This window comes from Bacillus sp. J33 (assembly GCF_000518885.1).
In the GTDB taxonomy this organism is placed as follows: Bacteria; Bacillota; Bacilli; order Bacillales; family Cytobacillaceae; genus Cytobacillus.
In genome coordinates, this window is record NZ_JAEL01000009.1 from 31,777 (window position 1) to 44,600 (window position 12,824).

Sequence of the window (12,824 nt, forward strand, 5' to 3'; positions counted from 1 at the left end):
ACAAGGATTTTGGGCCGCTTTTGTAAACATCTGGTTATTGACCGAACTTTATATCATTGGTTTCTTCGTTTTTATTTTATTCACTAAAATACCGAAAAGGCAGTTATTTAATAAGGATTAGTGGTTTTAGGACTAAGTCCAAATTTTGGTATTCCAGAATCGGGCACCGATTTTTCGTAATGAGTTCCATCACCAGCTTCCCTTTACTTCTTAGCCCACCTATAATTCCCATAAACTACTTTTATCTAAGTTGTAAAACTTATAACTGGAAAATAATCACAAAAAAATGAAACTTTCACCCTGTAACATTTTTTGAAAATAGTATTATTTATGCGAAATTTTAAAAATAGTTTGAAAAATGAAATTAGAATGATATGCTAGTTTTCGAAAATACCATATGTTAACTAAGGAGGAATTTTTGTGAACAAAAAATTTTTAGCAGTCGGGTTATCACTCGGATTAGCTGCAAGTGCATTCTCTTCTGCTTCAGCACTTGCTGCACCAAAGAATGTCCTATCCACTCATAAATACAATGAGGTAGTGGGGTCACCAGAGTTTGTATCTGGGAAATTGACAAAGCAGTCTTCAAAAAGTGCTGAAAGCGTTGTATATGATTATATAAATGCTAATAAAAGCAAATACAAAATCGGCAGTAAGTCAGCTAGTGAATCATTCAAAATCACCTCAAATAAAAAGGACAAGCTAGGATATACTTCTCTTCGTCTCCAGCAGATTTTTAATGGTGTTCCTGTATGGGGATCGACTCAAGCAGCATTAGTTACAAATGATGGTGTCCTGACTGTATTATCCGGTACAGTTGCTCCAGATCTTGAAAAGAAAAACGGACTTAAAAAACAGAAAAAAGTGAATGCCAAAAAATCCATACAAATTGCTGAAAATGACCTTGGATTTACGCCTGATTACGAAAAAACACCTTCTGCAGATCTAGTGGTCTACACATATGAAGATGAGGCGACCTACGCTTACCTAGTAAACTTAAACTTTTTATCTCCTAAACCAGGGAACTATAACTATTTTATCGAAGCTGCAACTGGAAAGATTTTAAACAAGTACAATGATCTGGATGAGGCACATGGTGAGCCAGCATTAAATCAAAAAGGCGGTAAAATTAATGCTGGAAAACCTGGTGATTCAGGAACTATATCGGATATTACTGGAACTGGAGTGGGAGTTTTAGGGGATTCCAAGAATTTAAACATGACATTATCTGGTTCTACCTATCACTTACAAGATCGAACAAGAGGAGGAGGTGTTTTCACATATGATGCTGCTAGTCGCTCTCGTTTACCAGGTTCACTTTGGGGAAGTTCAGACAATGTTTTAGATGATACATACGATGCTGCAGCCGTCGATGCTCATTATTATGCCGGAATAACATTTGATTATTTTAAAAATACATTTAATCGGAATTCATATGATGATAGAGGTGCCGCTTTAAAATCAACAGTGCATTATGGCCGTAACTATAACAATGCTTTTTGGAATGGCAGTCAAATGGTGTATGGAGATGGGGACGGATCTGCATTCTTGCCATTATCAGGCAGCTTAGATGTTGTGGCCCACGAACTAACTCATGCAGTAACAGACAATAGTTCTGATTTAATCTACCAAAATGAGTCTGGCGCCTTGAATGAAGCGATGTCAGACATTTTTGGAACAATTGTGGAATTCTATGATCATAATAATCCTGATTATGAAATTGGGGAAGATGTCTATACACCAGGTGTTTCAAATGACGCTCTCCGCTCTATGAGTGACCCAACAAAATATGGAGATCCTGATCATTATTCAAAACGTTACACTGGAACTGGTGACAATGGCGGAGTTCACATCAACAGTGGAATTATTAACAAGGCAGCTTACCTATTAGCAAAAGGCGGAACTCATTACGGTGTAACTGTTCCAGGTATTGGAAATGATAAAGTAGGTGAAATTTATTATCGAGCTAATACTGTTTACTTAACGGCATCCTCTACTTTCAGCCAAGCTCGTGCAGCACTAGTCCAATCTGCGGCCGACTTATACGGTGCTGGCTCTGCAGAAGTTAATGCTGTTAATAAATCCTTTGACGCAGTAGGTGTAAATTAAAATTTGGCGATAGGATGTCCTAGTGGATGCATTTAGGATATCCTATCATCCATAATATTTTCTTGACTTTATTACGGTCATACAATTTACCACCCCAGTCGCCTTAAGGCGGCTTTTGTGCGACGGGCAGTCGTATAGCGTGCTGAATTTATCAGCACCCTTCATTTCTTTATCCAGATAGAAACGTCATTGCGATGAAACGACTAAATGAAGGGTAAAGAAAGGATTTCCAAGCGGTGAAAGTCCACTCCAGGGTAGCCTAATCTACGGCATCATTGCGAGGTGGTGTCTGAAGGAGATGCGGAAAATCGAGAGACTCGTAGGAAAAAACACCATATATTCAATGCTGGTTTAATATTTTGGACAATTTATAAAGATAGGATATCCCTTTAAGCTGTTTTTGGTTTCGTTTATTTAAATGTTTTTGAAGATCATGTATTACTTTTCTTACTTCTTCAAGATCATGTTGGTTTAATTCTTTTATCTCCTTTTTTATTTGAATAACCTCATATGAATAAACTGCATTCTGAGTTATTTTCATTAATAAGGCTTTTATGAGCTGGAATGTGTCAAATAGGCGATAGTTATTTAGTTCTCCTCTCCTGGACGTAATAAATCCTTCCTTTTCCCAATATCGAAGAGTTGATGGAGGTATATTTGTCTGAAGTGACAATTCTCCAATAGTCATAGCGTGTTCATGAGTCAAGGTTTCCAGGTGTTTATTCACTCGTTCAATCGTAATTTTGTCCTCATAATTTGCTACTTGCGCATGATTGATTATCCAAAGAGCAGCGTCTAGTTCTTTTCGCTGCAGCTTTTTTAGAACAGCTGATGTTATATCCATTCCAAACCCAGGTGACATAGCTGCAATACACTCAAAATAGGCTACATGTTCCTCTGTATATATCCTATAGCCAGCAGATGACCGTTCAGGCTTCGGCACAATTCCTCTATCTTCATAGCTTCTTAAAGTGCTTGTACTAATATTTAATTTTTTTGCAATATCTATAGGCCTTATTTTTTTCAATGAGTACACTCCTATATTTGATAACTGTACATTCATGTAAAGTTTATCAAATCAAGTGTTGCAAATTCAGCCATTTTTTTAAAAAACATTAGAATTGGCTTTAATGTTGTAAGCTTGAATTGTAAGATAAAAAAATTTGGAGGGATTCATATGACGACAGTAAATATTCAGCCGCAGATGACCATCTATGAGTTAGGGGAAGTGCTATCTGCTTTTATAAAAGAACATTGGGAAGAAGTACTGAACAGGAATATCACTGAGCTTGAACAGCTATTTCCGGAATATGAAGATGCAACATACGGCATGTATTTAGATAAGCTTATTCCGCCAGTTTGGAAACTAATAAAAGAAAATGGGTTTCGATCTGCAGAAATAACGAAAGAGGATGACTTTGTCATTGGAGAGTGCCTACACTTTAGAAATTCAATGGAAAAGGCTAAGTGGGGCACACCTCATCATGAAAAACGCGTTTTTTGGATTGTGATTGAAAATCAACATAAAAATAAGATTGGAACTCTGCTGTTTGAGCTGTCTCATTCACATATTGAGTTTAACTTGCCGGCGTCGCCAAGGTTCCTTTCTTTAGAAGAAATTAAACGAGAAGAAATCATTAAAAAAATTATTCAGCTAGAAGAGAACTTGTCATGATCAAATAGACCACCTGATCGATGAATACGAACTTCTTGACATAGATTCAGGCCATTATGGAATAACCATAGGAAAAGATGGTGCGCTATGGTTTACAGATAAAGCCAATCAAATTGGTCGAATTACAATGAAAGGTGAAATTACAGAATATTCAATCCTTGAAAGCGTGGAATTGCACTAGGACCCGACGGTGACATTGGTTCGCTGAGGAATGCAATAAGATAGGCCGGCTTCGTTTATTATAAAAATCCTGAAAGGAAGTAGATGGTATGGAATCAAATAAGCAGCATGGGCCAAATCCTAAAGATAAATATCCGATTAAAGGAAATCATGTGGTGCAATTTATTAAAAATACAATTACTAGACCAAACATTATTGTGGGCGATTACTCCTATTACGATGCAAGAAATGGTGAATCCTTTGAAGATCAAGTGTTATATCACTACGAATTCTTTGGTGACAGACTTATTATAGGGAAATTTTGTGCCATAGCACCCGGGGTAACGTTTATTATGAATGGCGCAAATCATAGAATGGATGGTTTTTCAACCTACCCGTTCAATATTTTCGGACACGGTTGGGAGAAATATACACCTTCTTTAGATCAGTTGCCAGTTAAAGGTGATACCATAATTGGAAATGATGTTTGGATTGGAATGGATACGGTCATAATGCCTGGAATAAAAATAGGGAACGGTGCAATTGCAGCAGCCAAATCGGTTATTACGCAAGATGTGGAACCTTACACGATCGTTGGGGGAAATCCTGCAAAGAAACTTAAAAACCGTTTCTCAGAAGAAATTGTTACCGAATTGCTAGACATTAAATGGTGGGATTTGGATATTGATATTATTTCTGCTCATATTGATGTGATAGTTAATGGAGATATAGAGAATTTAAGAAATTTAAAAAATAGTATATGACAAAGTAACAGCTTCCGAGAATCCTGCTCAATAAAGTAAAATTTATAAAATGCTCTTTCACGTATTTAGCTCATCTGATTTCTTACCATTCATGACCAGCATACTGCGGTTAAAAAAAGAATAAATGAAAAGGATGTGGACCCACTTGGGCTTTCTGCTGTTTTTGCATCTTTTAGGGGCGGTTATTTTTTTGGGAAATATTATTACTGCAGCGTTTTGGAAGGTTCGGGCCGATAGAAAGGAGGATCCTGCATTCATTCACAACACGGTGAAAAACGTGATGCTGGCCGACTTTATATTTACTCTGCCAGGTTTAATTCTAATTATCGTTTCCGGTAGTCTAATGGCTTTTCAAGCAGGGTATTCGATGTCTGGTTTCAATTGGCTTACCCTTTCGTTGATCCTGTTTTCTCTAACCGCCATCCTCTGGCTGACGGTCCTGTTGCCCGCACAGCGCAGCATGATCCGCCACAGCGCCCAATCGATAGAGACCGGCATCATTTCTAAAGCGTACCGGAAAGCATCGCTTTATTGGGCCATTTTCGGAATCACTTCTACTTTATTACCTGTCATTATTTTGTATTTTATGATAACTAAAGGTTTTTAATAAGAGGAGGAATACGAATGGCTCCGTTTATCCTATTGATTGTGTCATTCTTGATTTTTCGCTTGATCGGTTTTCTTGGACTGTCTTATTTTGATGGCTGGGAAACTTCTTTGCGAATTGCTGTTGCTCTGATGTTTATATTTACAGCAACGGCTCATTGGGGAAAGAGACGCCCGGATCTCATCAAAATGGTTCCTCCAGCTTTGTCAAATCCAGGTTTCATCGTAACCATTACTGGAATATTCGAAATTGTTGGTGCCATAGGTCTATTATTTCCCATCACATCAAGTATTGCTTCAATCGGTTTGGCAGTATTGCTTATTGTGATGTTCCCAGCTAATGTTCGCGCTGCACGAAAAGGGATCACCATTGGCGGAAGACCAAGTACTCCTCTTTTCCCTCGAACGATTTTACAAATTATATTTTTGATAGCTGTTATTCTGGCTGGATGAGGTTTTTAATAGACTATTATTATGAGAATTATGTTATAAACTAGAAGATTTTAACTTCCTCTAACGGGTTTATGTGAAAGTTAAAAAGACATCTCCTAAGCTTTCCTTGTTCCACAATGCGAATCTAATATAGGCATCTTGGTTATTCCAGAAAAGGGTGCTTTTCTGTAGGAACTCGTCTTTTTGTGTATATCGTCACTAGGTATTTAAAGAGATATAATATCCAAGGGTAGGGAGGGATATTATGAGTAAACCAATATTAATTGAGGATTATAATTCCGATTGGTCTAGTGAGTTTGACCGTGAAAAAGAGAACTTATTAAAAATCTTTGGTAGCAAGGTTATTTCTATTGAGCATATAGGTAGTACATCTGTTACTGGATTAGGAGCAAAACCTATCATAGATATTATGGGTGGAGTAAATAATTTAGAAGATGTTGATGAGTTCATTGAACCTTTAAAAAGCATTGGGTATGAATTTGTAAGTCATAAGGATTTTCCTAAAAGGCGTTTCTTTAGAAAAGGACAATGGAGAGCAGGTACGCACCATTTACATTTTTACCAGTTTGAAAGCGAAGATTGGTATAACAATATTTTGTTTAGAAATTTCTTAAGAACTCATCCTGACGCACTTAATCAGTATCATCAATTAAAAAAAGAGCTAGCTGATAAATATCGCGATGACAGGGTTGCATATACCAAGGCGAAAGCACCGTTTATACAAAATTTAATTAAAAAAGCAAAACAGAGTAAATAAAGCATTGTTCAACAAAATGGCGCATTTCTGGAGCTTGAAATGCGCTCTTCTTAAAACGAAAGTCTAAAAAGGATTTATTTAAAATAAACAATAGCTAATTAACATCTATCCAAAATCGCTATTTGAAAGGCAACTTAAAGTCTACTAGAGAAATATTGGTAAAAGAATAATACGGGTTAAGGTAAATTAAAGAATATAAGTTATCCCAGAAAGGAGCACACTTCTGCAGCAATAATTGTGCTCTTTGTTCATGTATGTATCCTTACCCTCAGCATGCTCTTGGTCTGCATTTCTCCCGCATCGCGTTTTTCATTATGCATTTTGTCTTATTTGATCCAATAGTTTAATAAAAAATATTAGAGCTTCAGTTTTAAGCCTTCGTGTGTTGCTTTAAAACCTAAACGCTCATAAAACCTTAATGCATCTGGCCTTTTTTTATCAGTTGTTAGCTGCACAAGATGGCAGCCGCGTTCTTCTGCACGCTGAATGGCCCATTTTATTAGGTCAGTACCCACACCTTTGCCTCTTACAGAAGCTGATGTTCTTACTCCTTCGATCGTAGCTCTCCATCCACCCTGATGTGTTATATACGGTGTAAAAGTAATTTGCAGGACCCCAATCACATCATTGCCGAGACAAGCAACGACTAACTCGTTATTAGGGTCAGCTGCAATAGCCTCAAATGCTAGCTTGTAACTATTAGGAAGCGGGTGCTCATAACGCTCACGCTTACTTCCTAAAACATCATCAGCAAGCATTGCTACAATACTATCTAAATCTTTTTCGGCAGCTATTCTAAACCTTATTTCTGTTTCCAATAAAATTTCCCCTCTCATTATTCAGCTTTATTACTTTCATGCTAACCGGTTTTAGATCATCAGGTAATTATTATATTTTTATTGCTTTGCATAAGGAATCCTTATGAAATTGTTAGATATTCTTCTTCCATTCTTCTGCTGGAAGAGAGGAAAGCGGGAGACCCCACAGGCGAAGCCGTCCGGCATCGTACTATTGAACGGGTTATTTTTTTGAATATTCATTATAATGCGGGTTGTTTATTGAAAGCGGATTCATAATTTAATATAATGAACTTGAAAAACTACTAATTGATACTCTGATTCTCTTCACAGATGATACAAATGTATGCGGGAAAAATTTTTTTATAAGAGGGGGATCCATGAATACGACTTTTTATTTTGATACTTGGAAGCGATTTGTTAAAGAAGGCGTTCTTGATAAAGCACGATTAGACAAACGAATTTTGGAATCCTGGTACCGATGTAAAAAAGAAAAGGTAAACCCATATTTGAATAAAGGCATGCATTTATTAACAGAAGAGGAATTACATAAAAAGAAAGCTAATCAATCTCTGCTTATCGAAATGACCGACCCCTATTTAAAAAAGATGGATCAGATGATAAAAAGCTCAGGTATGATGGCATTATTGGTCGATCCTGATGGATATGTATTATCCATAACGGGAAATGAAAAAACAGTAAGGGATGCACGCAGAATTAACTTTGTTGAAGGCGTGCGCTGGACTGAGGCTGCGGTCGGGACAAACGCAATTGGAACAGCATTGGAAGCAAAAGAAGCTGTCATGATTCAGGGCCATGAACATTATTCTGTGGCATCGCATCAATGGAGCTGTTCTGCGACTCCAATCATGGATGAGAATGGAAGCTTACTGGGTGTTATTGATGTATCATGTCCGGTTGAACAATCCCATCCATTTATGATTGGCATGGTTACTTCCATTGCTTATGCCATTGAAAAAGAATTAATCAAGAGATCCTACAGCAAAGAAATCACCCTTATCCAGCAAGCGTCCCAATTAGCTGAGACACATCACAACGACCTCTTCATTGTATGTAATCAAAACCAGAAGATTATATCCGCAAGTAAACCCATTCGTGAGAAAATACCACACGCAATCGGAATGAATCTGCATGAAATGCTGCATAACAGATACCAAATTAAAGTTGAAATGCCTTTCTATGCAAAGGAAGACAACTGTATAAATGGAAGCTGCTTTTTCCTGTCAGAGGTGAATACGCATCATCAAAAAGCTTGCTTTATTCCATCAAAACCAGCAGACTCCTTTTTATTTAAAGGGGAGTGTGGAATAAGTGATGTTTTTCAAAACACGTTAAAAAAAGTAAAACTCGTAGCTCCAACAGAAGCCACCGTGTTTATTTCAGGGGAAACTGGTACAGGCAAAGAGCTGATTGCAAGGGCCATCCATGATAACAGCCCCCGCAAAAACGGTCCTTTTATTTCGTTAAATTGCGGAGCCATACCTAAAGACCTAATTGAAAGTGAGCTCTTTGGATATGCAGAGGGGGCATTTACTGGGGCCAAGCGCCAAGGATATAAAGGAAAATTTGAACAGGCTCAGAAGGGAACGATTTTTCTTGATGAAATTGGTGAAATTCCGCACACCATGCAGGTAGCTTTACTGCGTGTCCTTCAGGAAAGGAAAGTTATGCCAATTGGAAGTGCGACGGAAGTTCCAATAGATGTACGTATTATAACGGCAACACACCGTGATATTACGGAGCTTGTAAAAAAGGGGGATTTCCGGGAGGACCTTTATTACCGGTTAAATGTATATCCAATTGATGTTCCGCCTCTGAGAAATAGAAAAGAAGATATCCCGTATCTCATTATGCATATTTGTCAAAAGAACAACTGGAACTTAGTGAATATAGACATCCAGGATCTGGCAGCCAGATTAAGAGACTATGACTGGCCAGGAAACATAAGAGAATTAACCAATCTGCTGGAGCGGCTGCACATTATGCTCCCGGGTCAACAGTCAGGCAAACACATATTAGAACAGCCTATGGAGCTATTAAAAATAAATCACTCATCTATTCCTCCCGCAAACAAACAAGAAGAAGCTAAATTAGAAGAAACAAGTTTAAAAGCACGTGAGAGGATACAAAAGGATTTAATGCTCGACGCATTAAAGCGGACAAATGGAAATGTAACAGCAGCAGCAAAATTCCTCGGCATTCCAAGAAGTACTTTTTATAAAAGGCTTAAGAAGTTTGGACTGTGAGGAAACGATGCATTGGGACGGTTCTTTTGCTTTCGGAAAGGAAGTAAGGGAACCGTTCCTGTGGTTTAGCTGCAATTTTAATCTTACGTAAATGCAGTCTGACCTCATTATGGTGAAATAGGATGATAAGTGATAATATATCAGTTGTATTCCCTCCAAGAAACGGGGTTATTCCATGAAATCCTATTGGTTATGGATCCTGCTTAACGTGGCTGTCTGGCCGTTTGCGATCGGTTATCTGAACCTTCCTATAAATCAATTAACTGGTGTCCTATTGGGAGCTGCCCTTTACTTCCTGCTCTTTTTTCTTGTTCCCTTAATCGAAAAAAAGCCCATTATCTTATTTTTCGTTTTATGTACGAATATCCTTATTGCCACAGGTATCCTATTTCCGTACAGCGGTGAGTTTAGCCCATTTCTTCTTCTTATCCTTTCTCTTTTAATCGCTGAGGGCTTTTATCGTCTGCCGCTTCGATATAGTATAGCGAATGGGGCATTGGCTGTAATCGGGTTATGGATCTCCGCTTTATATAGTAATCTGGGGCTGTTCATCGATTTTTATATTGTCATATACACCATTTTTCTTTTCATGGCTCTTATCCATTATAAGAAAACAAAGGATCAGCTGATGGATGTGGAAGCACGTTACGAGGCGATTTTAGGTGAGTATCGTGATGTAAAGCGAAGGGCTGTTTCAGAGGAAGAACTGGCCAGGCAGGAAGAGAGGGTGCTGATTGCCCATGAAATCCATGATTCGGTTGGACATAAGCTGACGGCACTCATTATGCAGCTGGAAATGTTTCGATTGCAAATCTCAGAAGACCATAAGGAACGGGTGGAATCATTAAAGGAACTGGCCAGTGGAAGCCTGGATGAAACACGCAGGGCCGTTAAATCGCTAAAGGCGAATGACACGGGCGGACTTCCCGGCATCCTGCGTTTAATTCGCAAGCTGGAATTGGAAAATATGATGCATATTCATTTCTCTGTAAAATACGGTGCCTTTTCTGCCCCTTTGACTGGTGAGCAATCATTTGCCATCTATCGTTCTGTCCAGGAAGCATTAACGAATATCATGAAACATAGTGATACGAAGGAAGCAGAAATTACCTTTGAAGCACCAGGCGGCAGTATTTTTCGATTTGAAATTAAAAACCCTATCTCTGAAACGGGAAACTACCAGGAAGGCTTTGGCCTAAGTCAGATGCGGCAGCGGTTAGAGAAACATAATGGCGGTTTGAAGGTGTACCAAACCGAAGGACAATTCATAGTCAGCGGCTTTATAAAAATAAAATAAGGCAGTTTTCGTAAATTTTAGTTGGTTTCGAGAGGCAAAAAAGTTTAACCGCTGAGTTGATTGGAGCGGAAGGGGCGAGACTCCTGCGGGAGAAGCGAGTCAAAGGGAGACCCCGCAGGTGCGAATGCACCGAGGAGGCTCCCGGACCGCCCGCGGAAAGCGAGTCCCTGCAGCGGAAATCAACGGGTATAATTCAAACGCTATATCAATAATCTTGAAACAGAGCAAAAATAATACCAAGTACAGGTGATATCCATGATTCGAATACTCCTGGCAGAAGATCAGGTAATGGTTAGACAGGGCTTAAAGATGATGATTGAAACAGAGGATGAGTTTCAAGTCACCGGGGAAACGGATAATGGCAAAGAAGCCATCGCCCTTTGTGAAAAGATGCAATTTGATATTGCGATTCTCGATATTCGCATGCCTGTGATGGATGGATTGAAAGCGGCAAAGGTCATTCAATCGCGCTGGCCCCATACGAAAATTTTAATGTTAACAACCTTTGATGACGATGATTATGTCATGGAGGCGCTCCGGATAGGCGTAAGTGGATACATTTTAAAAAATGGTGATACGGATGCACTGCTTCGTTCGATCCGCAGTGCATTAAAGGGCGGGTTATCAATCGAAGAGCAAGTCGCCGCCAAGGTCGTTCCCCAGTTAATGAAGCAGCAAGACAGTAAGGAACCGGACCCGTCTTTGACGCCAAGGGAACGGGCTATTTTAAAATGTATAGGCGAAGGGCTCAGCAATAGCGAAATTGCCGAAAGGCTGGCTATATCTGCAGGTACTGTCAAAAATAACACAAGCCAAATTTTAACGAAATTAGATCTAAGGGATCGCACGCAGCTGGCGATCTATGCAATCCGCCATAACCTTGTATAAATCAACATAAATGATTAAAGTAATGGATAAATACATAAGTCGTGACTGGAGGCAGTAGTGATACTGTTTCTTTTTTTATATCTTAAACGTAACAAACCAATGAAGGAGTGCGGTTTTATGCTGGAAACAGTAAAACTTACGAAAAGTTTTAAAGATAAAAAAGTGGTGGATGAAATCAACCTTTATTTACATGCAGGGGAATCAGTTGGGCTGCTTGGGCCGAATGGCGCCGGCAAATCAACAACGATTTCCATGATTGCTTCCCTTATCCGGCCAACTTCCGGGGATGTCAAGCTTGATGGGAAAAGTACCATTCAAGACCCTTCTGACCTCCGAAAAGTGCTTGGGGTTGTTCCACAGGAAATTGCGTTATATGAGGAGCTTTCGGCATATGAAAATCTGAAATTTTTCGGTAAAGCCTATCGGGTGAAAAAGGACGTTTTAGAAGAGCGGATTCAGGAAGTGCTGGATATGGTTGGGTTAAAGGATCGCCAAAAGGGGCTTATTAAAACCTTTTCCGGCGGGATGAAGAGAAGAATCAACATCGCAGCTGCCTTGCTGCATAACCCAAGAATTCTCATTCTGGATGAACCAACTGTCGGAATTGATCCCCAGTCAAGAAACCATATATTAGAGACCGTTCGGCAATTAAATGAAACCCATGGCACAACAGTCCTTTACACCAGTCATTACATGGAGGAAGTTGAGCAATTATGCAATCGGGTCTACATCATGGATCACGGAAAAATTATCGCGACAGGCAGCAAGGAAGAATTGTTAAGTATATTATCCAGCGAAGATACGATTCAGGTACAGCTCAGCAAGAGAAGTGAACCGTTCATAAACATGATCAAATCTTTCCCGAATGTTCTTCAAGCAGATGAAACCAATGAGGGGCTTCGCATGATTTCGAAAAAGAACCACAATCTTTTAAGCGAGCTCGTACATGCTGCAGAAAAAGAAGGCATTCAAATCGTTAACTATCAAGTAGAAATTCCAAGCCTGGAGGATGTCTTTTTACACCTGACAGGGAAAACCTTGCGGGATTAAGG

At 39.1% G+C, this 12,824-nt stretch carries 12 protein-coding genes; 10 read left to right on the forward strand and 2 right to left on the reverse strand.

Annotated features, from left to right (window positions below; genetic code table 11):
- Window positions 1-420 precede the first annotated feature (420 nt).
- Window positions 421-2,109, forward strand: a complete 1,689-nt coding sequence (locus L634_RS0104165) for a M4 family metallopeptidase (RefSeq protein WP_026581354.1) — start codon at window positions 421-423, stop codon at window positions 2,107-2,109.
- Window positions 2,110-2,449: 340 nt separating this feature from the next.
- On the opposite strand, the gene L634_RS0104170 is transcribed toward L634_RS0104165, so the two are convergent.
- Complete coding sequence (locus tag L634_RS0104170; protein ID WP_051428220.1) at window positions 2,450-3,136, reverse strand: MerR family DNA-binding transcriptional regulator; 687 nt, start codon at window positions 3,134-3,136, stop codon at window positions 2,450-2,452.
- Window positions 3,137-3,286: 150 nt separating this feature from the next.
- Between L634_RS0104170 and L634_RS0104175 the strand changes: the two genes are divergently transcribed.
- From L634_RS0104175 to L634_RS0104195, 5 genes are all read left to right on the forward strand, one after another.
- Window positions 3,287-3,784, forward strand: a complete 498-nt coding sequence (locus L634_RS0104175) for a DUF6022 family protein (RefSeq protein ID WP_026581356.1) — start codon at window positions 3,287-3,289, stop codon at window positions 3,782-3,784.
- 269 nt (window positions 3,785-4,053) lie between these two features.
- Window positions 4,054-4,707: a Vat family streptogramin A O-acetyltransferase gene (locus L634_RS0104180; RefSeq protein ID WP_026581357.1), complete on the forward strand. Its 654-nt coding sequence runs from the start codon at window positions 4,054-4,056 to the stop codon at window positions 4,705-4,707.
- 145 nt (window positions 4,708-4,852) lie between these two features.
- Complete coding sequence (locus L634_RS0104185) at window positions 4,853-5,314, forward strand: DUF2269 family protein (RefSeq protein WP_026581358.1); 462 nt, start codon at window positions 4,853-4,855, stop codon at window positions 5,312-5,314.
- A gap of 17 nt (window positions 5,315-5,331) precedes the next feature.
- Window positions 5,332-5,766, forward strand: coding sequence for a DoxX family protein (locus tag L634_RS0104190; protein WP_026581359.1), 435 nt, complete (start codon window positions 5,332-5,334; stop codon window positions 5,764-5,766).
- A gap of 244 nt (window positions 5,767-6,010) precedes the next feature.
- On the forward strand, window positions 6,011-6,523 hold the full coding sequence (locus L634_RS0104195; protein WP_026581360.1) for a GrpB family protein: 513 nt from the start codon (window positions 6,011-6,013) through the stop codon (window positions 6,521-6,523).
- A gap of 356 nt (window positions 6,524-6,879) precedes the next feature.
- Here L634_RS0104195 and L634_RS0104200 read toward each other — a convergent pair whose 3' ends face one another.
- The gene (locus L634_RS0104200) at window positions 6,880-7,359 is read right to left on the reverse strand and encodes a GNAT family N-acetyltransferase (protein ID WP_442852685.1); all 480 of its coding nucleotides are present in this window, start codon (window positions 7,357-7,359) and stop codon (window positions 6,880-6,882) included.
- Window positions 7,360-7,700: 341 nt separating this feature from the next.
- On the opposite strand from L634_RS0104200, the gene L634_RS0104205 reads away from it, so the two are divergent.
- The 4 genes from L634_RS0104205 to L634_RS0104220 all read left to right on the forward strand — a co-directional run bounded on the left by L634_RS0104205 (window position 7,701) and on the right by L634_RS0104220 (window position 12,822).
- Entirely contained in the window at window positions 7,701-9,587 is a 1,887-nt protein-coding gene (locus L634_RS0104205; protein WP_026581362.1) for a sigma-54-dependent Fis family transcriptional regulator, read from the forward strand.
- A 175-nt stretch (window positions 9,588-9,762) separates the two neighbouring features.
- Entirely contained in the window at window positions 9,763-10,884 is a 1,122-nt protein-coding gene (locus L634_RS0104210; protein ID WP_026581363.1) for a sensor histidine kinase, read from the forward strand.
- Between the two features lie 255 nt (window positions 10,885-11,139).
- A complete protein-coding gene (locus L634_RS0104215) occupies window positions 11,140-11,772 on the forward strand; it encodes a response regulator (RefSeq protein WP_026581364.1) in 633 nt (210 codons plus the stop codon).
- 117 nt (window positions 11,773-11,889) lie between these two features.
- Window positions 11,890-12,822 (forward strand): ABC transporter ATP-binding protein, encoded by a 933-nt coding sequence (locus L634_RS0104220; protein ID WP_026581365.1) that lies wholly within the window; start codon window positions 11,890-11,892, stop codon window positions 12,820-12,822.
- Window positions 12,823-12,824: the final 2 nt, after the last annotated feature.